At 57.0% G+C, this 21,677-nt stretch carries 23 protein-coding genes, 5 tRNA genes and 1 pseudogene; 13 read left to right on the top strand and 16 right to left on the bottom strand.

Translation table 11 applies throughout. The features are described 5' to 3' along the window. From B5G06_RS03825 to B5G06_RS03805, 5 genes and pseudogenes are all read left to right on the top strand, one after another. A pseudogene (locus tag B5G06_RS03825) lies at positions 1–573 on the top strand (hypothetical protein); the annotation flags it as partial. Positions 574–701: 128 nt separating this feature from the next. Next, a complete protein-coding gene (locus tag B5G06_RS03820; protein ID WP_087187765.1) occupies positions 702–1,301 on the top strand; it encodes an MptD family putative ECF transporter S component in 600 nt (199 codons plus the stop codon). A gap of 22 nt (positions 1,302–1,323) precedes the next feature. Then, positions 1,324–1,626, top strand: a complete 303-nt coding sequence (locus tag B5G06_RS03815; protein ID WP_242955338.1) for a hypothetical protein — start codon at positions 1,324–1,326, stop codon at positions 1,624–1,626. Then, positions 1,590–1,931: a hypothetical protein gene (locus B5G06_RS03810; protein WP_143382707.1), complete on the top strand. Its 342-nt coding sequence runs from the start codon at positions 1,590–1,592 to the stop codon at positions 1,929–1,931. The genes B5G06_RS03815 and B5G06_RS03810 overlap by 37 nt, the downstream gene beginning before the upstream one ends. A 26-nt stretch (positions 1,932–1,957) precedes the next feature. Beyond that, complete coding sequence (locus B5G06_RS03805) at positions 1,958–2,413, top strand: hypothetical protein (RefSeq protein WP_087187763.1); 456 nt, start codon at positions 1,958–1,960, stop codon at positions 2,411–2,413. Between the two features lie 160 nt (positions 2,414–2,573). Here B5G06_RS03805 and B5G06_RS03800 read toward each other — a convergent pair. From B5G06_RS03800 to B5G06_RS03780, 5 genes are all read right to left on the bottom strand, one after another. Then, positions 2,574–2,649, bottom strand: a tRNA-Lys gene (locus B5G06_RS03800). A 3-nt stretch (positions 2,650–2,652) separates the two neighbouring features. Then, positions 2,653–2,727: transfer RNA gene (locus B5G06_RS03795), tRNA-Gln, on the bottom strand. Between the two features lie 62 nt (positions 2,728–2,789). Beyond that, a tRNA-His gene (locus tag B5G06_RS03790) sits at positions 2,790–2,865 on the bottom strand. A gap of 25 nt (positions 2,866–2,890) precedes the next feature. After that, positions 2,891–2,967: transfer RNA gene (locus tag B5G06_RS03785), tRNA-Arg, on the bottom strand. A gap of 3 nt (positions 2,968–2,970) precedes the next feature. Then, a tRNA-Gly gene (locus B5G06_RS03780) sits at positions 2,971–3,044 on the bottom strand. Between the two features lie 170 nt (positions 3,045–3,214). On the opposite strand from B5G06_RS03780, the gene B5G06_RS03775 reads away from it, so the two are divergent. Continuing rightward, complete coding sequence (locus B5G06_RS03775) at positions 3,215–3,877, top strand: HD domain-containing protein (RefSeq protein WP_087187762.1); 663 nt, start codon at positions 3,215–3,217, stop codon at positions 3,875–3,877. A 54-nt stretch (positions 3,878–3,931) separates the two neighbouring features. Here B5G06_RS03775 and B5G06_RS03770 read toward each other — a convergent pair whose 3' ends face one another. Then, positions 3,932–4,708 (bottom strand): hypothetical protein, encoded by a 777-nt coding sequence (locus B5G06_RS03770; protein WP_087187761.1) that lies wholly within the window; start codon positions 4,706–4,708, stop codon positions 3,932–3,934. Between the two features lie 220 nt (positions 4,709–4,928). On the opposite strand from B5G06_RS03770, the gene B5G06_RS03765 reads away from it, so the two are divergent. The 6 genes from B5G06_RS03765 to B5G06_RS03740 all read left to right on the top strand — a co-directional run bounded on the left by B5G06_RS03765 (position 4,929) and on the right by B5G06_RS03740 (position 8,843). Beyond that, a complete protein-coding gene (locus B5G06_RS03765; RefSeq protein ID WP_087187760.1) occupies positions 4,929–5,966 on the top strand; it encodes an FAD:protein FMN transferase in 1,038 nt (345 codons plus the stop codon). After that, positions 5,947–6,348: a NusG domain II-containing protein gene (locus tag B5G06_RS03760; protein ID WP_087187759.1), complete on the top strand. Its 402-nt coding sequence runs from the start codon at positions 5,947–5,949 to the stop codon at positions 6,346–6,348. Before B5G06_RS03765 ends, B5G06_RS03760 begins: the two co-directional genes overlap by 20 nt. A gap of 46 nt (positions 6,349–6,394) precedes the next feature. Continuing rightward, positions 6,395–6,904, top strand: coding sequence for a Gx transporter family protein (locus B5G06_RS03755; protein WP_087187758.1), 510 nt, complete (start codon positions 6,395–6,397; stop codon positions 6,902–6,904). Positions 6,905–6,990: 86 nt separating this feature from the next. Continuing rightward, positions 6,991–7,386, top strand: a complete 396-nt coding sequence (cdd, locus tag B5G06_RS03750; protein ID WP_087187757.1) for a cytidine deaminase — start codon at positions 6,991–6,993, stop codon at positions 7,384–7,386. After that, positions 7,386–8,546, top strand: coding sequence for a DUF362 domain-containing protein (locus B5G06_RS03745; protein WP_242955337.1), 1,161 nt, complete (start codon positions 7,386–7,388; stop codon positions 8,544–8,546). Before cdd ends, B5G06_RS03745 begins: the two co-directional genes overlap by 1 nt. Positions 8,547–8,633: 87 nt before the next feature. Further along, on the top strand, positions 8,634–8,843 hold the full coding sequence (locus tag B5G06_RS03740) for a DUF378 domain-containing protein (RefSeq protein ID WP_087187755.1): 210 nt from the start codon (positions 8,634–8,636) through the stop codon (positions 8,841–8,843). 56 nt (positions 8,844–8,899) lie between these two features. Here the strand turns inward: B5G06_RS03740 and B5G06_RS03735 are convergent, their stop codons facing one another. From B5G06_RS03735 to B5G06_RS03705, 7 genes are all read right to left on the bottom strand, one after another. Continuing rightward, positions 8,900–10,030 carry a S41 family peptidase gene (locus B5G06_RS03735; RefSeq protein ID WP_087187754.1) on the bottom strand — a complete coding sequence of 377 codons (1,131 nt, stop codon included), beginning with the start codon at positions 10,028–10,030 and terminating at the stop codon, positions 8,900–8,902. 81 nt (positions 10,031–10,111) lie between these two features. Next, positions 10,112–11,374 (bottom strand): murein hydrolase activator EnvC family protein, encoded by a 1,263-nt coding sequence (locus B5G06_RS03730; RefSeq protein ID WP_242955336.1) that lies wholly within the window; start codon positions 11,372–11,374, stop codon positions 10,112–10,114. Between the two features lie 39 nt (positions 11,375–11,413). Further along, positions 11,414–12,646: a murein hydrolase activator EnvC family protein gene (locus B5G06_RS03725; protein ID WP_087187753.1), complete on the bottom strand. Its 1,233-nt coding sequence runs from the start codon at positions 12,644–12,646 to the stop codon at positions 11,414–11,416. Between the two features lie 32 nt (positions 12,647–12,678). Further along, positions 12,679–13,569, bottom strand: coding sequence for a permease-like cell division protein FtsX (gene ftsX / locus B5G06_RS03720; protein WP_087187752.1), 891 nt, complete (start codon positions 13,567–13,569; stop codon positions 12,679–12,681). After that, a complete protein-coding gene (gene ftsE, locus B5G06_RS03715) occupies positions 13,553–14,245 on the bottom strand; it encodes a cell division ATP-binding protein FtsE (protein WP_087187751.1) in 693 nt (230 codons plus the stop codon). Before ftsE ends, ftsX begins: the two co-directional genes overlap by 17 nt. A 90-nt stretch (positions 14,246–14,335) precedes the next feature. Continuing rightward, positions 14,336–15,427, bottom strand: a complete 1,092-nt coding sequence (locus tag B5G06_RS03710; protein WP_087187750.1) for a PucR family transcriptional regulator — start codon at positions 15,425–15,427, stop codon at positions 14,336–14,338. 231 nt (positions 15,428–15,658) lie between these two features. Next, positions 15,659–16,372, bottom strand: coding sequence for a pseudouridine synthase (locus B5G06_RS03705; RefSeq protein ID WP_087187749.1), 714 nt, complete (start codon positions 16,370–16,372; stop codon positions 15,659–15,661). Positions 16,373–16,471: 99 nt separating this feature from the next. Here B5G06_RS03705 and B5G06_RS03700 point away from each other — a divergent pair, with 99 nt between their 5' ends. Continuing rightward, positions 16,472–16,945 (top strand): DUF4830 domain-containing protein, encoded by a 474-nt coding sequence (locus B5G06_RS03700; RefSeq protein WP_087187748.1) that lies wholly within the window; start codon positions 16,472–16,474, stop codon positions 16,943–16,945. 115 nt (positions 16,946–17,060) lie between these two features. On the opposite strand, the gene B5G06_RS03695 is transcribed toward B5G06_RS03700, so the two are convergent. The 3 genes from B5G06_RS03695 to fusA all read right to left on the bottom strand — a co-directional run bounded on the left by B5G06_RS03695 (position 17,061) and on the right by fusA (position 21,668). Next, positions 17,061–17,921, bottom strand: coding sequence for a mechanosensitive ion channel family protein (locus B5G06_RS03695; RefSeq protein ID WP_087187747.1), 861 nt, complete (start codon positions 17,919–17,921; stop codon positions 17,061–17,063). A gap of 313 nt (positions 17,922–18,234) precedes the next feature. Beyond that, a complete protein-coding gene (gene tuf / locus B5G06_RS03690) occupies positions 18,235–19,437 on the bottom strand; it encodes an elongation factor Tu (protein WP_087187746.1) in 1,203 nt (400 codons plus the stop codon). Between the two features lie 125 nt (positions 19,438–19,562). Further along, a complete protein-coding gene (gene fusA / locus B5G06_RS03685) occupies positions 19,563–21,668 on the bottom strand; it encodes an elongation factor G (RefSeq protein WP_087187745.1) in 2,106 nt (701 codons plus the stop codon). Positions 21,669–21,677 lie beyond the last annotated feature (9 nt).

The following is a 21,677-nucleotide window of genomic DNA, read 5'->3' as shown; positions in this document are numbered from 1 at the left end:
ATCGGCCAGCTTCAGCACATCGGCTTTATATTCCGCGTCGTATTTCTGTCCCATCTGCTACACCCTTTCTGTGTTTTATTATATCACCTTGGGTGTGCGGTTTTAGTGTATCACTCCAATCTCGCCGGAGACGCCTTTGCCGAGGACTGGATCAGGCAGATCCGCGCCGATGTGCCGGATGCTCCTATTCTGGTCACCGCCGGCGGCCTGTTCCACTATTTTGAGGAAAGCAAGGTTGTGGGCCTCCTGCGGATGCTCACGGGGTTTGGAGAGATTGAAATCGTCTTTGATACCGTGAGCAAAAGCGGTATGGCCATGATGCGGAAAAAGTACATGAAGCAAGTGGGCCACGGAGATGCGCAGATGTTTTTCTATGTGGATTCCGCATCGGTGCTGGCCGGAAAAATCGGCAGTGGGGTCAGGGTGCTGGCTGAGGAGCCTTATTACCGCCATATCACCCGAACCGGATTGAAGCTGTCCACCAAGGTCAGCATGGCAGTTTCGGACCGATTCTGTATGGTGAAGATGGTACATCTCTGTCACAGCGCTAAATTCCATGACCAAACAGGATAAAGTCGTCCAATCGGAGCGGAAAGAACTGCGATGTGCCGCTATACTCAGTAAGGAGGGGCGCGCTGAGCGCCTTTTCTCAGAAATAATGGTTAGCATAATCTAACCACATGAATGGAGAGCGGTACATCATGAATACGCAGAAAAAAGGGATGACGGGAAAGGACATCATTACGGTGGGAATTTTCTCCGCCATCTACTTTGTCATTAACTTTGCTTTTATGCTTCTCAGCGGTCTGCATCCTCTGCTTTGGATCTTGATGCCTGGCCTGATCGCCATATTTGCGGGTATCCCATTCCTGATGATGTGTACTAAGGTGCCAAAGACCGGTGCGGTGGTTCTGATGGGCTTTATTACGGCCTTGATCTACTTTGTTACTGGCCAATTTACGGTGGTGATTCTCATTGCTTTTGCAGTGAGCTGCATCCTGGCGGAGCTTTGCCGGATCTGTAGCCATTACCGGTCTTTCCGTGGTAATGCTCTGGCCTACGTGTTTTTCTCGCTGGGGATGATCGGCTCCCCGCTGCCTGTCTGGATCATGCGGGACAGTTTTCTGGCGCAGATCAGCCAGCAGGGAATGCCGGAAGCCTATGTCTCCACCTTGGCGGCATTGACTTCCCCGGGTATGATCGTGGTTCTGGTGGGGGCGCCTATCGTGGGAGCTATTCTGGGTATCCTGCTGGCCAAAGGAATGTTCCGCAATCACTTTGAGAAGGCGGGGATTCTGTAACATGGAGGAGGCACGGCGCTGTTTGGTGTTCGACCCCAGGGTGGGTCTTGCTCTGCTGGTTTTCGCCAATCTGGCAGCCTTTAGTGAGCAACCTTTTTGGATGGAAATGATATGGATCGGTTTTCTCCTGCTCCTGATGCTGCTCCATCGCTGCTTTGCCATGGTGGGGAAAAGCCTCTTGATCTTCGGAGGAATCCTGTGCCTGCAATACTGGATTCTGCCGGCTGCGCCGGGATGGGTTGCTACCAGCTTCTCTATTTTTGCCAACTATGCCCGCCGGATGATGCCTTGCCTGATGCCCGGCTTTCTGATGATAAAGATTTGATTTCCCGTATCTCCGCCGCCATAGATAGGAACAAGGCAACGGCGGAATACCAGGCAGCAAGAAAGGAAATGCTTTCCGATCTCCCCGAACTCACAAAGGAAAGCGCCCGCGTTGGCCGGTTGTATTCATGGCCCGGCGGGTGGATCAGGCTGACCCGCGTATATCGCCTAACCGAACAGGAGGCAAACGAAAACGCGCTTCTTTACCTGGATAGATGGGAAGGCGTTGACCATACCGGAATGACCCACGGCGCAGCTTTTCACGATGGCGATACGCTAAAAACCACAAAAAATTGGAAGATTTAATCTTTTCTAAAACAGGAGGATGTTTTATGACCTGGCAAGAACTTTTTGCCCATAGCTGGAGAGGTGACGAGGCCGAGATCAAGATCTTTGACCACCTGCGCCGCCCGGACAAGCTGACCGACACCGACGGCGTAGCGCTGTACGACCGTAGCGCCGCCGGAACCATCCAGCGTATGGAGGAGGCGCTGGAAGCCCTCAAGGGCTACCGGCAGGCCCTTGCAGAGCGGTACGCGGTCCTTGCGACTATGCCTTATAAACTCCGCCTTGACCTGATCCGGCACAAAGGATGGTATGACAAGCGCGTGACCTACACCCTGCGCCTGGTCCGTGTCTATGAGGACGGCCACGAAGATACCGAGCACGAGACCAAATACCCCGGAACCGAGCGCCGCGCAGCTATCAGCGCTTTTGAGGCTATGCAGAAGCAGCGACCCGGGATCGAGTGCAATATGGACATCAGTAAAAAGAGCTGGGAGCGCTAACTGCTCTCAGCTCCGTGTGTAACGGCGTGTGCAATTTTTGCATCTGAACCAGGTTTTTAATTACAGAAATCGGAAACGCACAATGTAAAACGGAATCGCTCTTTCCGTTGCGAGAGTAAGAAAAAACCCCGTAGCCGTTGAAGCTACAGGGTTTTCTTTTTGGTGACCCGTCGGGGATTCGAACCCCGGACCCACTGCTTAAAAGGCAGTTGCTCTGCCGACTGAGCTAACGAGTCATATGGCTGGGATGGCTGGGCTCGAACCAGCGAATGCGGGAGTCAAAGTCCCGTGCCTTACCACTTGGCTACACCCCAACATGGCTGGTCAATAGCAAAGGGGCCGGAGCGGACGCTCCGGCCCTTCCGCCATGCGTTTATGGGGTGGGTGACGGGACTCGAACCCGCGACACTCGGAACCACAATCCGATGCTCTACCAACTGAACTACACCCACCATATGGAAAAACCAAACGGGAAAATGGCACGCCTGAAGGGACTCGAACCCCTGACCCACTGCTTAGAAGGCAGTTGCTCTATCCACCTGAGCTACAGGCGCGTATGGAGCGGGTGATGGGAATCGAACCCACGCGACCAGCTTGGAAGGCTGGGATTCTACCATTGAACTACACCCGCATGGGCGCTGACTGTTGTTAAGTACGTCAGCCAGAATATAGTAGCATACCATTTGCTATTTGTCAACGCTTTTTTACACAGTCCAGAAAAATTTTTCTCCAACTTGCAAAACAGGCCTTCCTTGGTTATGATGAGAGAGCAGGCTATCTGGCAGAGGAGGAAATCCCGGTATGAAAATCAGTTATCAGATGGTACGCCAAGCGGAAGAGATCCGCACCTATATCACACAGGCTGACCATTCGCTGTCGGCACTAGGTTTTACAGAACACAGCTTTGCCCATGTGACACGCTGCGCTGAGGTCGCTGCTGACATTCTGGTACAGCTTGGTTATGATGCTCATCAGCAGGAACTGGCCCGCATTGCTGGTTTTATGCACGACATCGGCAACGTGGTCAACCGCCACGATCACGCCCAAACCGGCGCGGTTATGGCCTTTCGTATTTTGGATAAGATGGGAATGGAACCGGCAGATGTAGCCGCTGTCATCACCGCCATCGGCCATCACGACGACTCTACCGCCTTCCCGGTCAATCCTGTGGCCGCCGCCCTGATCCTTGCTGACAAGACAGACGTGCGCCGCAGCCGGGTCCGCAACAAGGAGCACCAAAGCTTTGACATCCATGATCGGGTCAACTACGCCGCCGAGCGTTCCGATCTTTCGCTGGACAAGGATGCCGGTACCATTACCCTGACTCTGACCATCAATACAGAGTTCTGTGCCGTTATGGACTACTTTGAGATCTTTTTAGAGCGGATGCTCCTGTGCCGCCGAGCGGCCGAGCACCTGAGTCTCCAGTTCAAGCTGGTCATCAACGGTCTGGCTCTTCTGTAAGAGAAAGCCCGGTTCGGCGTTTGCCGAACCGGGCTTTTTTATTCTTTCACGCAATTACATGAGACGCACGGTGTAGTAGACCGCCAAGATCAGCAGCCAGGCTACCAATACGCCGTACAGCAGTGCCAGGGCCCCCAGCACGCACGCCGCGATTACCACCACGGCGACCAGGGCGCAGGTCACATAGAGCATGGCGTAGTTCGCGTTCTTGGGCAGGATTTCCTTGCTCTTTCCTTTGATGTTCCACACGCCCTTGTGGGCCTGGAGCATCCGGAAGCACACAGCGGCAACCACAACGATCACGGCCAGTACAGCCAGATAGCCATATCCCACCAGAGGACTGCTGGCAGCCTGAGCAGCAACTTTAACGCCCAGCAGGCCCAAAGCACCGAGTACCGCAGCAAAGAAAAATTCCCGCTGGTAGAGATAGTAAATCAGCGCCAGCACGGCTACCGCAGGCACCGCGATGTACAGGAAATTGATGCCCTTGTCATAGAAGTAATGAATGACCACCGCACACACGGCCAGCACCAGAGAAATCCCGGTCAGGACCCCCGGCAGACAAAGAGAACGGCCTGCACGCCAGAATACCAGGGTCCAAATCAGCAAAACCACGAAGCAGATCGGCAGTACAATCGACAATACATTGAACATTCCCTGAAGGGCCACCGCAATATAGACCTGTTCAGTGGTAAAGTTTACATATACCTTGTTCAGCAGAAGGAGCAGAGCCTCCAGCACCACAGCGCCCAGAATCCACCAGAGGACTTTGGTCAAAACGATGTCTTCTTCCCGTGCGCGCTGGGCTTTCTGTTGTTCTTTCTTATTCATGTATCCATCTCCTGTGGCAAAGTGTTCGGCAGATATGGCGAACAACTCTGAATCATCAATCTCATATAGTTTATCAGAATCTGCCGCATATTGCAAGTCAAGAATCCCTTTTCTCTTTTCAATCGTGAAAAACTATGCTAGAATAAAGTCTGCAAAAAATTCCAAAACCGCGGCGCCATCGGTCTTTGGCGGAGCCGCACCATGCAGAATGGAGTCAATCATGAAGCGTTTTCTTCCTTTCCTTTGCTGTCTGCTTTTCCTAGCTGGCTGCACCGCCCCCTCTGCCGATGCGGAACCTGCACAGGTCCAGTTCTTTTCCATGGACACCGTCATGTCCATCCGTGTATATAACGAAGGCGGCGAAGATGCCATCCAGGCCGCCCGGCAGGAGGTCGAACGTCTGGACAAGCTACTTTCCCGCACCAATCCGGACAGCCAGATCTCCCTTCTCAACAGCCATGCCGGCGACGGTACCCTGATCTCTTTGGATGCCGAGGTGGCAGATCTGCTGTCCTTTGCCAAATCAGTTTCTCAGCTGCTGCCCGGCTGCTTTGATATCACCATCGCGCCTGTGATGGACTGCTGGGGCTTTACCAAGGAGGAGCGCCACGTTCCTTCAGCTGAGGCTTTGGCCGACGCTATGTCTCTGGTGAACAGCGAAGCCCTCATTGTGGATGAGGCCTCCTCCTCTGCCCGACTTGAGCAGGCAGGCATGGAAGTGGACCTGGGCGCGGTGGCCAAGGGCTTTGCCGCCGGCCGGGCGGACGCCGTGCTGCGAGAGTATGGCGTTACTTCCGCTCTGCTGGATCTGGGCGGCAACGTCACCGCCATTGGCAGTAAGCTGGATGGTTCCGCCTGGCAGGTGGCGGTCAAAGACCCGCAAAACACCTCGGAGGCTCTGTGCGTCCTCTCTCTGGAGGACCAGACCGCCTCCACCTCCGGCGGGTATGAGCGCTATTTTGAGGAAAACGGTCAGACCTATCACCACATCATCGATCCCAAAACCGGCTATCCCGCCGACAGCGGTCTTTTGTCTGTGACGGTGATTTCCTCCGACCATATGCTGGCCGACGCTCTCTCCACCACCCTGTTTGTAGCCGGTCCGGAGGAGGCGCTGGACTTCTGGCGCAGCAGGGATGATTTTGAGCTGGTGCTGTGTACGGAGGACAACAGGGTAATCGTCACCGAAGGTCTGGAGGCGGGCTACCGCCCCGCCGGTGAGGATCGGGGGTATACCTATGAGATCGCCCGCCGCTGATCGCCGCCGTCCCACCCTGTGGGACGGTCTGGTCGTACTGGCTGTAGTGGCTTTCGCGGTACTTCTGGTATTCCTGCTGCGCCCTGCAGAGGGCAGCGCCGTCACCGCCGTCATCACCCTGGATGGCGAGACAGTGGCCCAGTATCGCCTGGATCAGCTGTCCCAGCCGGTTACGCTGGATGTGGAAGGGGCAGCCTACCCCCTCACCATCCGGGCGGAACAGGGCCGTATCTGTATTGAACACAGCGACTGTCCCAGTCAGGACTGTGTGCGTACCGGCTGGATCAGCCGCCCGGGGCAGCAGATCATCTGTCTGCCCAACCGGCTGGTCATCTCCCTGTCCGGTACGGAGCCTGAACCCTTTGACGCGGTAACAGGCTGAAAAATTCCCCACCTGCGTTTCTTTTTTCCTGGAAGGAGGTTCGCCTGTGTCTGTTTCCCTCCGACGGCTCACCCGCTCGGCAGTCCTCACGGCCCTGGCCCTGGCTCTCTCCGTGGCGGAGGGCCTGGTCCCACTGACCATTCTTTTCCCCCTTCCCGGCCTGCGGCTTGGCCTGGCCAATCTGGTCACCGTGTACGCCCTGTGCCGTCTGTCCGGTCGGGAGGTTCTGCTGATTCTCATTGCCCGCTGTCTGCTGGGTTCCCTGCTGGGAGGCAACCTGATGGCACTGGCCTTCTCTCTCACCGGCGGTCTGCTGGCCCTTGGTGTCATGGCCCTGCTGCTGCGGCTGCCAGGCCTGTCCCTGTTCGGGGTGTCCATTGCCGGCGCTGCCGCTCACAATACCGGACAGATCCTGGCTGCTATGGTCGTGTTGGGCACTCCCGCTCCTCTGGTTTATCTGCCCCCCCTGCTGCTGTGCTCTCTCATCACCGGAACGGTCACCGGCGGAGTCTCCATTCTGCTGGTCCACCGGGTCCCCTTTCCCGGAAAGGTATGAATGGTAGTTGTCACACCTGAAAAAAGGTGGTAAAATGAGAACCCAATCTCATTTTACCACCTTTTTATTTGTCAGGAGGGATTGCTATGACCGACCGGGAACTGGTGGATCTGGCCTTTACCATGTTGGAACGCTCCTATGTCCCCTACTCTCATTTTCCTGTGGGCGCCGCCCTGCTGTGCGCCGACGGGACGGTATTCACCGGCTGTAATGTGGAAAACGCCGCCTACGGCTCCACCATCTGCGCCGAGCGCACTGCTCTGGTCAAGGCGGTGAGCGAGGGCCACCGGGATGACTTTGTCCGGTTGGCTGTGGTGGGCAACTCCACCGACTACTGCTGGCCCTGCGGTGCCTGTCGTCAGATGCTTTACGAATTTGCTCCCGACCTGACGGTTCTGGTGGGCCGCTCTGACCGGGACTTCGTTCGCCTGCCCCTCCATGAACTGCTCCCCCACGGCTTCGGGCCCAAGTCTCTGGCGTGATGGGAAACCAGGTTTACGTCGTCTCCTGCACCGATTACGCCAAAGCGGAGACTGCGCTGCGGAAAACGGTGGAGCGGATGGGCGGAATTTCCCGGTTTGTTCAGCCGGGTGAGCGCATCCTGCTGAAGGCCAATCTGCTCCGCCCTGTCCCGCCGGAGGCAGCGGTTTGCACCCACCCGGCGGTGATCGGCGCTATTGCCAAGCTGATCCGGGAGGCCGGGGGCACTGCCCTCATCGCCGACAGTCCCGGCGGCGCGCTTCAAAAGGAATCGGTACTCCGCAATCTGTACGAAAAGACCGGTGCGGCCCAGGCTGCTCAGGAGTCCGGTGGCGAGGTCTGCATGGACCCCTCCGCCCGTTTAGTAGAGCTGCCGGAGGGAAAGGTGCTCCGGCAGGCCGAAATCATCTCCCCCGCTCTGGACTGTGACGGCATCTTTGATCTGTGCAAAATGAAGACCCATGTCTTTATGGGCATGACCGGCGCGGTCAAAAACAGCTTCGGTCTCATCCCCGGCCTGACCAAGGTGGGTTTCCATGGCTCTCACCCGGATCAGGCCCAGTTTGCCCAGGTGCTGTTGGATCTCATTGGCTTTATGAAGCCCCGCCTCAGCGTCATGGACGCCGTTCTGGCCATGGAGGGGGAAGGTCCCGGCTCCTCCGGTACGCCCAGACAGGTAGGCCTGCTTCTGCTCTCAGATAATCCTCTGGCTCTGGATGTGATCGCCGGGGAGATCATGGGGCTGCCCCGAAACAGCAACCCCGTTTTGCTGGCAGCGGAGGCCCGGGGGCTGTCTCCCACCCGTTGGGAGGATGTGGAGCTGATCGGCGCCCGTCTGGATGACTTGCGCATCCCGGACTATAAATTTCCTGCCAACGTGCGGAGCAATCTGATGGAGTTTCTGGGGCCCCTCACCGGCGCTGCCGGGCGGCTGTGTAAGAGCCTGCTGTCCCAGACTCCCAGGGTACAGTCCAAGGTGTGCGTGGGGTGCGCCATCTGCAAAAACGCCTGTCCCGGCAAAGCCATCACCATGACCGGCCCCGACGGCACAGCCAAGATCCACCCGCGCTCCTGTATCCGCTGCTACTGCTGTCATGAGTTGTGCCCCCACAAGGCGGTGAAGCTGAAACGCAGCTGGCTGGGCAAGCTCTTAGGCAGCTAAATGGCGGCATTTAAATTTTTTGAATATTGCACACAAAACAGGATATGCTAACAGCGGTATCTCAATTTGGAGGAGGCAGCATATCCTATGTTCCTGGACAAGATCGCCCTGGTCCTTGCCATCATCGGCGGACTCAACTGGGGCAGCATCGGCATTTTTCAGTTTGACCTGGTAGGCTTTCTCTTCGGAGGACAGTCCAGCACCTTCAGCCGCGTGATCTTTACCCTGGTTGGTCTGGCGGCTATCTGGTGTATTTCTCTGCTCTTCCGGGACCTGCGGGACAAAGATCACACCTAAGCGCCATTTTAAAACGGGCCTTCCGCAACATGATGTTGCGGAAGGCCCGTTTCCTGTTAGTTTTGCTCCAGCAGGTCCAGAGCCGCCTCCAGCTGGGCATCTCCCTCATCGGTGAGATAGACCTCCCGATCCAGAGTCAAACCGGTCCCAATCAGCGACGTACCGCTGCCGGTAAAATAGGCCCCGGTAGAGATGGCCATAGCGCCGCCGTGGGGCAGGGCGAAGGTCTGCTGAGAATACCCCTTCCCGCTGGTGGGTTCGCCCACAATGACCGCCACTCCCTGCTCCTGGAGTTCGGCAGCAAAGAACTCAGCGGCAGAGTAGGTATTGGCATTGACCAGCACTGCCATGGGCAGATCCACACAGGCGGCATCCGACTGGGTAACCTCCTCATTGCCTGCCCGGTCCCTGCTGATGAAGATGGGTCCCTCGGGCAGCAAGAAGTCCAGCATTTCGGTCAGCTCACTGAGGTAACCGCCTCCGTTGTTGCGCATATCAAATACCAGCGCCTCGGCGCCCTCTTCCTGGAGACGGGTCACCTCTTCCTTCAATCGGTCAGCGCTGTGGTCGTAGAAATTGGCCAGGGCCACATAGCCCACATTGCCCTCCAGCATCTTGGCTGTGACCGGATCGCTGTCCAGGCTGGCCCGGGTCACCTCCACCGTACGGGTCTCCCCGTCCGTTCCCAGGACCTCCAGGGTAACAGTTGTCCCCTCCTCGCCCTGGATACGCTCAGCACCCTCATAGCGGGCCTCACCGGCCAGAGAGAAGCCGTCCACCGCGGTAATCACTTCACCGCCCTGGAGGCCGGCAGCCTCCGCAGGACCGCCTTCTGTTACCTCTACAATGGTCAGGCCATCTTCCGACTCATAGTTCACTGTAACGCCGATGCCCACATACTGGTTGGTGCGGCGCTGGTTCTGTGCCTCATACTCCTCCTCTGTGAGGTAGTAGCTCCACCGGTCTCCCAGACCGTCCACCATACCGCTCAGGGCAGAATCCACCACCTGCGTCTCATCGTACTCTCCCACAAACCGGCTGTTGACCAAGTAGAGGCCCTCCAACAGGGACAGGCCCTCCTTGCCGAAGATCCCATAGAAAACAGCCAGCAGCACCCCTGCCGTCAGGAGCATGGTGACCGGCAGCAGGATGATCAGATGGAGGGCGGAGAAGCGTTTGGTTCGCATACTGTATCATTTCCTTTCTGAACGTAATAAGCAAAGAAGGGCGGAGGGGTTGCCCCCTCCGCCCTCATGTACCATTCAATTTTACCACGGGGGAGTCAAATTCAGCGACGGGAATTTGCTCTCCGGATCCACCCGCGTATAGTTGTCCCGCACTTCAAAGTGGAGATGATTGCCGGTAGAACTGCCGGTGGTACCCACATAACCGATCACCTGCCCCTGGGTTACCATCTGGCCCTCGCTCACCGCACGGGAACTCATATGGGCATACAGGGTAGAGTTACCGTTGCCGTGGTCGATGACCACATAGTTGCCGTAGGAGTAGTGATAGGCAGAGGTGACCACCTGCCCGCTCTTGGCAGCCAGAATAGGCGTTCCACCCGACGCGGGGATATCAATGCCGGTGTGACTGTGGGCCACGCCGGTAATGGGATGAATACGATAACCAAACTGAGAGGACAGGCGGTAATATCCGGGCAGCGGCCACAGATAACCAGTCTCCGAGGAGATCACGATATTGTTCTGCTTCCGCTCCTCCTCCAGCTGCTTCTGCTTCTGGGCGATCTCTGCCTGGATCTCAGAAGCTGCGGCGCTCTCCGCATCCAACTGGCGGTTAACCTCAGCTGTGTCCGCGTTGATCTGATCCACAAGGGCCTGAGCCTCAGCCACCTTGGCCTGCTGTTCGGCCTTCTTGGCCTCCTGCTGTTCCTTGGCTGCCTGCTCCTCTGCCCGTGCACTCTCCAGCTCGCCCTGGACCCGCTCCAACTCCTCTCGGGTAGCAATCAGCTGGTCCATGACCTCATTGTCGTATGCCATAACCGCATCCACATCGGCAATGCGGTCCAGCAGGTCGGAGAAACTCTCGGCATTGAAGAGGATAGACCAGTAGGACACCGTCCCCTGTTCCTCCATCATCCGCACCCGCTGGCAGAACAGGTCGTACTGCTCCGCTTCCCGAGCCTCCGCCTCCTTACGCTCCTCTTCCTTCTGGGCGATCTCTCCGTCATAGTAGGAGATCTGGGCGTCAATGTTGGCAATCTCAGCGTTGATGGCATTGAGCTGCTCGGTCAGCAGCTGTCGCTTTTCCTGGGCAGCAGCCTGATTGGCCTCAAGATCAGCCAGCTGATCTTTCAGGGCATCCTGTTTGGCCTGACTCTCCTCCTGCTCCTTTTTCAGAGCATCGATCTCACTCTGGGTCACAGCTCCTGCGCTGCTGATGATCATGCTGACCATGGGCAGCAGCATCAGCAGCGCCAATACTGCTGCCAGGACACCCACTACCACGCGCCGGGGTTCTACCTTCTTTGTGGAGTTTTTCTGATTGGTTTTCTTTCCGCTTTTTGCCACAATTTTTCTCCTTATCTGTCTGTGCCGTAGGTCTGTCGCTTACCAATTATAGGCCCGAATAAAGGAATTGGACAAGCCGGGGAAGCAGCCCTCCGGGTCCACTCGCCGACCGCCAACCCGCACCTCCAGATGCAGGTGATTGCCTTTGGAATTGCCCGTATTGCCCACATATCCAATGATCTGCCCCTGGTTTACCAACTGTCCTTCGCTCACCGCCCGGGAACTCATATGAGCATACAGGCTGGTGGTTCCGTCTCCATGGTCGATGACCACAAAGTTACCGTAGGACCAGTTGGCGCCGGAGCCATACTCCGACATGATGACCTGCCCGCCCTTGGTGGCATAGATGGGGGTGCCTCCTGCCGCCGACACATCAATGCCGGTATGGCTGTGGGCCTGGCCGCTGATGGGATGAATGCGGTAGCCAAAGGCAGAGGTGAGGGTCAGACAGCTACTGGGCAGGGGCCACTGGTATCCCGAACCAGTAGGAGGCAGGGTCACATTCTGCTGTTTCCGCTCCTCCTCCAGCTGTTTCTGCTTTCGGGTGATCTCAGCCTGAATGCTGGCAGCGGCGGCATCCTCTGCCTCCAGCTGCCGGTTGACCTCGGCGGCATCCGCGTTGATCTGATCCAGCAGCTTCTGGGCTTCTGCCACCTTGGCCTGCTGCTCCGCCTTTTTCGCTTCCTGCTGGTCACGGGCCTCCTGCTCCTCGGCTCGGGCACTCTCCAGTTCTCCCTGGACCCGCTCCAGCTCCTGCCGGGTGGCGACAAGCTGGTCCATAATCTGGTTGTCATAGGCCATCACCGCGTCCACGTCAGCGATGCGATCCAGCAGATCAGAAAAGCTGTCGGCGTTGAAGAGGATGGACCAGTAGGACACCGTTCCCTGTTCCTCCATCATCCGTACCCGCTGGCAGAACAGGTCGTACTGCTCCGCCTCCCGGGCCTCCGCTTCTTTCCGCTCCACTTCTTTCTGGGCGATCTCTCCGTCATAGTAGGAGATCTGGGCATCGATGTTGGCAATCTCAGCGTTGATGGCGTCCAACTGCTGGGTCAGAATCTGCCGCTTCTGCTGCGCGGCGGCCTGGTCCTCTTTGATATCGGACAGCTGGTCCTTCAGCGCCGCTTGCTTGGCCTGACTTTCCTGCTGTTCTTTTTTCAGCGCGTCGATCTCGCTCTGAGTCACCGCCCCCACCTGGGTGGCAGCCGATGTACACAATGCCAGAACCAGCACCCCGCACAAAAGCCGGAGTCTGGAATGTTTCCGTCTCATAAGGTCTCCTTATTCCGGATGACGCAGGCGGATCACACCTGCAGGAACTTGCGGATGGCCAACATGGAGCCCACCACACCGATAAGCAGGCCGGTAATCAGGAAGGCCCCAAACACCCACAGGGCCATGGGCTGGAACGGCAGCACCTTGATGAGGTCGATGGTGTCCGTACCGCCGATGGCACGGCTGACCAGGGTATATACCCCCCACTGGAGGAAGAAGCCAACCACCGCGCCGGTGACGCCCAGGATCATGCCTTCAAAGACAAAGGGCCAGCGCACAAAGGCATTGGTGGCACCGCACATCTTCATGATAGCGATCTCCTCCCGCCGGTTAAAGGTGGCCAGCTTGATGGTATTGGAGATGATAAACAGGCTCACCAGCAGCAGAATAGCCACCAGGATCAGGGCCACACCGCCGGCAATATTGCGGATGACCGTAAAGCCCTCGGCGATCTCAGGGGCAGACTTGGTGGAGGCCACACCCGTCACCTGCTTTACCGCCGTCTCGGTCTCGGACAACTTGCTGATGTCCTCCAGATAGATGTGGAACCGGTCCCGGTATACGCTGGAGGGCAGGCCCTCAAAGAGGGGGTTGCCTTCGTAGTCAGCCTCAAATTCCTCCTGAGCCTCTTCCTTGGTAACAAACTCAGCCCGCGCCACATTGGGCACAGCCTCAATATCATCCTGAAGGGCACGGGCCTCCTCCTGAGAAAGGGTCTCATCGATGTACGCAGTAAACTGGTTCTCCTGCTCCAGGTCGGAGAAGTTGTGCTGGGCGTTTACCGCCACCAAAGAGAAGGAACCCATGATAAGCAGACAGCACACAATCATGCACACTGCCGCAAAGGACATAAATCCGTGGGTAAAAATACTGTGAAAGCCCTCGGAAAACAGATAGCCAAAATTATATCGTTGTCTCATTGTTGTAATACCCGCCTGTCTCATCGCTGATGATCCTGCCGTTTTCGATGGCCACCACTCGCTTGGAGAAGCGGTTGACCAGTTCCCGTTCGTGGGTGACCACCAGCACGGTGGTGCCCAGCTCGTTAATGCGCTCCAGCAGCATCATGATCTCCAGAGAGCGCATGGGGTCCAGGTTGCCGGTGGGCTCGTCGGCAATGATCATCTGGGGATTGTTCACCAGAGCCCGGGCGATGGCCACACGCTGCTGCTCACCGCCGGAGAGCTGGTCGGGGCGCTGATCTCCCTTCTCCAGCAGACCCACCAGATCCAGCACATAGGCCACCCGCTTGCGGATTTCCCGGGAAGAGGCACCCACCGCCTGCATGGCAAAGACCAGATTTTCCTTCACGGTTTTCTTGTCGATCAGGCGGAAGTCCTGGAAAATAACCCCCAGCGTGCGCCGCATATAGGGCACCTGCCGAGGCGTAATGTTGTTTAGGTTATAGCCGTTGACCATGAGCCGCCCGCCGGTGGGGGCGATCTCAGCGGTAATCAGCTTCAGAATGGTGGATTTACCGGAGCCGGAAGGACCCACCAAAAAGACGAATTCTCCGTCGTCAATGCGCAGATTGACCCCTTTCAGGGCCTTGGTCCCGTTGTCATAGGACTTTTGAATATCGATCAGACGTATCACGCTGTGTACCTCATTTACAGGATTGGGGACAAACTCACGTGCCGCAGAAGACGTCGTCACCGACGTCCTCTGCGGCTGATATGGTTTCTTTTAGTTGTCGATGCCGCGGGAAATCAGATACTTCTTAACCATCAGAGCCACCTTGAAGGTGATGGCATCGTCAAACTCCCGCAGGTCCAGGCCGGTGAGCTTCTTGATCTTCTCCAGGCGGTATACCAGGGTATTCCGGTGGACGAAGAGCTTCCGGGCAGTCTCAGACACGTTCAGGTTGTTCTCAAAGAACTTGTTGATAGTGAACAGGGTCTCCTGATCCAGTGCGTCGATGGGATTTTTCTTAAAGACCTCCTGAAGGAACATCTCGCACAGAGTGGTGGGCAGCTGGTAGATCAACCGGCCGATACCCAGATTCTCGTAGTTGATAATGCTCTTCTCGGTGTCGAACACCCGGCCCACATCAATGGCAATACCGGCCTCCTTGTAGGCCCGGGCCAGTTCCCGAATATGGCCCACGATGGTGCCAATGCCGATGACCACCCGGATATGGAGTTCCTCGTTGATCTTGTCCTCGATCTGCTTGGCGATCTTGTGCAGATCCCGGGTCTCAGCCCCATCATTGAGCTGCTTGATGAGGGCCACGTCGGTCTCGCTGATGGAGAGCACGAAATCCACCTGCTTGTCGGGGAACAGGGCGTGGACCACGTCAATGAGGGCCGGATCGGTGGTCTCCACCTGACGGATCAGGAAGACCGCCCGGGGCGCCTCGGAGACAAAGTGCAGCTCCTTGGCCCGAACATAGATATCACCCAAAAGGATATTGTCGGAAATAATATTCTTGACAAAGGTAGCCTTGTCGTGCTTCTCCTCATAATAGGTCTTGGCGCCGTTGAGGGCCACCGTAGCCATGGAACAAACCATAGTAGCCTCGGCATCCTCACCCTTGACAAAGACCGCATAGTCAAACTGGGAACCCCAGCCGGCCAGTGCCTTAAAGGTACGGCCCTCAAAGCGGACGGTGTCTCCCTCGCCCCGGTTTACCGCCTCAACTGCACCAGGCCAGTGTTCCCCAATACAGCTGAGTTCGTTGCAGGCCACAACCGTTCCCTCAGAATCGATCACGCCAATGGCCCGTTCGGTGCTGTCTTTCATCTGTAAGACAACGCTTTGGAAAATTCTGCTGGACATGGTTGTATGCCTCCTTATATTAATCCCCACTTTGGGATACTCTGTCTATTACACGCAACACACACGGGCTGAGTGCCCTATTTCCTCTTCAGACAGTTCTTGACGCAACTGTTCATTCAACAGTCACTATTATACCGGTTCTTTTTGCTCTTTTCAATAGCTTTTTCAAAGTTTTTTGGTGATATTGACTAAAACACGCAAAAAATTACCAACTCTGGGGAGAACCTACGCTCATACTCCCGCTGTCAGACGCAATGCCGCCATCTCTTCCTCGGTCAGAGGTCTCCATTCCCCCCGCTTCAATGCAGGGTCCAGTTTCAGCGGGCCCATGGTAAGGCGTTTGAGGTAGCGCACCGGCTTGCCCCGGCTGGCCAGCATCCGCTTGATCTGGTGATATTTTCCTTCCCGCAGAGTGACGATGGCAGTATCAGGCTGCCCCAGCACCTCCAGACCGGCAGGCATACACACCAGCCCGTCTCCCAAAGTCATGCCGGTGGAAAAAGCCTCTACATCCGTCTCATCCAACTGCCCTTCCACCTGGACAAAATAGGTCTTATCCACATGACGTCGGGGCGCCAGCAGCCGGTGGGCAAGCACACCGTCATTGGTAAGCAGCAACAGGCCCTCGGTATCCTTGTCCAGCCGACCTGCCGGAAACAGCCCCACCCGTTTTAGGTGGTCGGGCAGCAGTTCCAGTACCGTGGGCTGTTTGGGGTCCTCGGTGGCGGACACCAATCCAGCCGGCTTATGGAGCATGAGATAGACCATGCGCTCCCCGGAAACGGAAACACCGTCCACAGCAAATTCGGCGGCGGGATCCCATTTTTCCTCCGGAGAATGAACCGGGACACCATTTACCGTTACTCGACCAGCCCGCACCAGTTCCCGGACTTCCTTCCGGGACCACCGGCCCGTATTGGCCAAAATTTTGTCCAGACGTTCCAATGACGTACCTCCTCATCAGCTTTCCCCTTTTCCGTCATAACCGGCACCATAGGCACATACTCTTTGAGTATCAGTACTTTGGGAAAGGGGCGTTGCGCTGTGTTTATTATTACCGCCAGGGTCCGTAAAGGACCTATACTGGCTGTGGCCGCCGCTGCTGTGGTAGTCTGCGGGGTCCTGCTGACTGCGGCAGGTTTGGGCGGCCGGGATACGGCGGTCTCCGGCGTGGTCAGTCCCACCGGCGTCAAATCCAATGAGGATCGGATCGCATATCTGGAGAGCTATGGGTGGCAGGTCTCCCAAGAGCCCTCTGCTGTAGAGGAACTGCTCATTCCGGAGTCCTTCGATGACAGCTACACCCAATACCTGGAGCTCCAATCCTCCCAGGGCTTCGATCTGACCGAATATTGCGGCAAGCGAGTTAAACGGTATACCTATGAAATCAGCAATTACCCTACGGGGGAAACCGGCATCCAGGCCGGACTGCTGATTTACAAGAATACCGTCATCGGCGGAGATGTACTTTCTCCTCAGTTGGGCGGGTTTATCCATGGGCTGGAGATGCCAGGCTAGATGAGGCAGCAGCTTAAAACCATCGGCACCCTACAAAAAATGGCCGCTTTCGCGGCCATTTTTTGTAGGCACATAGAGATGAAGCAAGCCACCCGCTGCTTACTCTCTTCCGCTGTCACTCACCCTGTTGTTGCTCCCGAATCAGATGCACATTCAAATGGTTGTAGGGAATTTCAATGCCCTGGGCGTCAAAGGCAGCTTTGACCTGTTCCAGCAGATCGTAGTACAGATCCCAATAATCTGCGGTAGCGCACCATACCCGGACACTGTACTCGATGCTGCTGTCCAGATAAGCCGACACCCGGACAAAGGGTTCCGGTGTAAACAGAGCCTTAGGATGGGCGCCGATGACTCTCTTGATGGCGGCAATCACCTTTTCTGGCGCATCGTCATAGGAGGTGGTAAACTTCAAGTCCACCCTCCGCTGCTCCGCCGTGGTATAGTTGATGATCTTTTCAGCGGAGATCTGGCCGTTGGGTACCGAAATCACCTTGTTGTCGATGGTACTCAGCTTGGTATAGGCCAGGCCCACTTCCTTTACCGTACCGCTGACGCCGCCGGCCTCCACATAATCCCCCGCTTTGAAGGGCTTGGACACCAGCACCTGAATGCCTCCCGCTAAATTGGACAAGGTCCCCTGAATGGCCAGGGATACGGCCAAACCGATCACGCCCAACACCGCCACCAGGCTGGTCATAGGCACGCCGATGTAGTCCAGCACGATGCACACGGTAATGAGCCACAGAATGACCCGCAGAGCGGCATGAATAAAGGTATGGAGGCTCTTCTCCATCTCCAGACGGAGGAAGGCCCGGTCGGTCAGACGGAGGATGATTTTCATGACCACCATGCAGCCCACAAAGAGCAGAATGATGGTAATGATCTTCTGCAGATTCAGGTCATTGAAAAAGCCGGTTACAGTCTGAATCGTCTCTTCGGCTTCTTCGGGAGAAATATTTGTGATATTGGTTAGCATGACATACTTCCTTTCTGCGGCTATTCTATCATAGCTTTTCCACACAGACAAGCCCCTCAAAAGATTGCCAAAAGAAAAGAGCCAGCGTTTCGCTGGCTCTCTTCTGAATGGAGCAAATGACTCCTCAATGTTGACAATAACGCTTTCCTTCGGGCGGACACCCTCCTAAAATGCAGAAGACCTGCCTTGCGGCAGGTCTTCTTGCAAAAGGAGAATTACTCCTCGATGTCGATAACAGCGCTTTTCCTTCGGGCGGACAGTCTCTTAAATGCAGAAGACCCGCCTTGCGGCAGGTCTTCTTGCAAAAGGAGAATTATTCCTCGATGTCGATAACAACGCCGGAACCCACGGTGCGGCCACCCTCACGGATAGCGAAACGCAGGCCCTTCTCGATGGCGATGGGGGTGATCAGCTCGACCTTCATGTCGACGTTATCGCCAGGCATACACATCTCGGTGCCCTCGGGCAGAGTGATGACGCCGGTCACGTCGGTGGTACGGAAGTAGAACTGAGGACGATAGTTGTTGAAGAAGGGGGTGTGACGGCCGCCCTCGTCCTTGCTCAGGACGTACACCTGGCCCACGAACTTGGTGTGGGGGTGAATGGAGCCGGGCTTACACAGAACCTGGCCACGCTCGATGTCGGTCTTGGCAACGCCGCGCAGCAGGGTGCCGATGTTGTCGCCAGCCTCAGCGTAGTCCAGCAGCTTGCGGAACATCTCGATGCCGGTGACGACGGTCTTCTTCTTCTCGTCGGTCAGGCCAACGATCTCGACTTCCTCGTTCATCTTGATGACGCCACGCTCCACACGGCCGGTAGCAACGGTACCACGGCCAGTGATGGTGAACACGTCCTCGACGGGCATCAGGAAGGGCAGGTCGTCGTTACGGGCGGGAGTGGGGATATAATCGTCGACAGCGTCCATCAGCTCCTTGATGCAGGCGAAGTCGGGATCGTCGGGGTTGCCGGACTCGCAGGTCAGAGCGTTCAGAGCGGAACCCTTGATGATGGGCAGATCGTCGCCGGGGAACTCGTACTTGGACAGGACCTCGCGGACCTCCATCTCCACCAGCTCCAGCAGCTCCTCGTCGTCAACCTGATCGCACTTGTTCAGGAAGACCACGATGGCGGGCACGCCCACCTGACGGGCCAGCAGGATGTGCTCACGGGTCTGAGCCATGGGGCCGTCGGTGGCGGCGATAACCAGGATAGCACCGTCCATCTGAGCAGCGCCGGTGATCATGTTCTTGATATAGTCGGCGTGGCCCGGGCAGTCAACGTGGGCATAGTGACGCTTGTCGGTCTCGTACTCCACGTGGGCAGTGTTGATGGTGATGCCGCGCTCGCGCTCCTCGGGAGCCTTATCGATGCTGGAGTAGTCCTCGTACTGGGCCTGACCCTTCAGAGCCAGATACTTGGTGATAGCAGCGGTCAGAGTGGTCTTGCCGTGGTCAACGTGGCCGATGGTGCCAATGTTGACATGGGGCTTGGTACGCTCAAATTTAGCCTTAGCCATTTTAAGTGTCCTCCTTAATTACTCAAGTTGGGATAGGGTCATTTCCACATAAATGCGAAAATATTGTATAGCATTGCAGAATAAAAAGCAATACCTTTGTTGCGGGAATTGGCTCGGAACGAAAATTAGTCGTCCTTGCGGCCCCGCTCGGCAATGATCTTGTCGGCAATGCTCTTGGGAATCTCCACATAGCTGTGGGGCTCCATGGAGTACTGGCCGCGGCCCTGAGTGGAGGAACGCAGGTCAGTGGCGTAGCCGAACATACTGGCCAGAGGCACCAGAGCGTCCACCTGAGTGGCGCCGGGACGGCTCTCCTGGCCCTGGATCATGCCGCGGCGGCTGGTCAGGTCGCCGATGACGTTGCCCAGATACTCGTCGGGCACGATGACGGAGACCTTCATCACGGGCTCCAGCAGGACCGGGTTGGCCTTGCGCATGGCCTCCTTGAAGGCCATGGAGCCGGCGATCTTAAACGCCATTTCAGAGGAGTCGACCTCGTGGTAAGAACCGAAGGTCAGGTGGACCTTCACGTCCACCACGGGATAACCGGCCAGGATACCCGCCTGCATGGCGCCCTGGATACCGGCGTCGACCGCGGGGATATACTCCTTGGGGATGACGCCGCCGGTGATCTCGTTGAGGAACTCATAGCCCTTGCCGGGCTCGTTGGGCTCGATGGTGATGCGGACGTGACCGTACTGGCCCTTACCGCCGGACTGACGGGCATACTTGGTGTCCTGCTCGACAGACTTCTTGATGGTCTCCTTGTAGGCGACCTGGGGAGCGCCAACGTTGGCCTCCACCTTGAACTCGCGGAGCAGACGGTCCACGATGATCTCCAGGTGGAGCTCGCCCATGCCGGCGATGATGGTCTGACCAGTCTCCTCGTCAGTCCAGGTACGGAAGGTGGGGTCCTCTTCAGCCAGCTTCACCAGCGCCAGGCCCATCTTCTCCTGACCAGCCTTGGTCTTGGGCTCGATGGCCACGCGGATCACGGGATCGGGGAACTCCATGGACTCCAGGATGATGGGAGCCTTCTCATCGCACAGGGTGTCGCCGGTGGTGGTGTTCTTCAGGCCCACGGCGGCGGCGATATCGCCGGAGAAAACTTCCTCGATGTCCTCACGGTGGTTGGCGTGCATCTGCAGGATGCGGCCCATACGCTCCTTCTGGTTCTTGGTGCTGTTGAGCACGGAAGAGCCAGTAGACAGCTTACCGGAGTACACACGGAAGAAGGACAGACGGCCCACATAGGGGTCGGTCATGATCTTGAACGCCAGAGCGGAGAAGGGGGCGTTGTCGTCGGCGGGACGCTCGTCCTCTTCGTCGGTCTCGGGGTTGGTGCCCTTGATGGCGGGGATGTCCAGAGGAGAGGGCATGAAGTCCACGATGGCATCCAGCAGCTTCTGCACGCCCTTGTTGCGGTAAGAGGTACCGCAGGTCACGGGAACCAGCAGGTTCTCGATGGTACCCTTACGCAGAGCGCGGCGCAGCATATCCTCGGGGATGGGCTTCTCCTCCAGGGCCAGCTCCATGATCTCGTCATCGATGTCGGCGCAGGCGTCCACCAGCTTGGTGCGGTACTCCTGAGCCAGCTCCATCATGTCGGCGGGGATCTCCTCCACGCGCATATCCTTGCCCAGCTCATCGTAGTAGATGTCGGCGTCCATCTCCACCAGGTCGATGATGCCCTTGAAGGTATCCTCGGAGCCAATGGGGAGCTGGATGGGCACGGCGTTACACTTCAGGCGGTCGTGGATCATGCGGAGCACGTTGTAGAAGTCAGCGCCCATGATGTCCATCTTGTTGACGTAGATCATGCGGGGGACCTTGTAGTGGTCGGCCTGACGCCACACGGTCTCGGACTGAGGCTCAACGCCGCCCTTGGCGCACATGACGGTCACGGAACCGTCCAGCACGCGCAGGGAGCGCTCCACCTCTACGGTGAAGTCCACGTGGCCCGGGGTGTCGATGATGTTGATACGGGTCTGGGGGAACTGGTTCTTAGACCCCTTCCAGTAACAGGTGGTAGCAGCGGAAGTGATGGTGATGCCGCGCTCCTGCTCCTGAGCCATCCAGTCCATGGTGGCGGTACCATCATGGGTCTCACCGATCTTGTAGTTAACACCGGTGTAGTAGAGGATGCGCTCGGTGGTAGTGGTCTTACCGGCATCGATGTGAGCCATGATGCCGATATTTCTGGTATTCTCTAAGGTAACTTTCCTAGGCATACTCTAACT

The organism is Flavonifractor sp. An52 (assembly GCF_002159385.1).
Classification (GTDB): domain Bacteria; phylum Bacillota; class Clostridia; order Oscillospirales; family Oscillospiraceae; genus Flavonifractor; species Flavonifractor avicola.
Note: the sequence above shows the minus strand (reverse complement) of the source record. Positions and strands in the feature narration are given on the sequence as shown.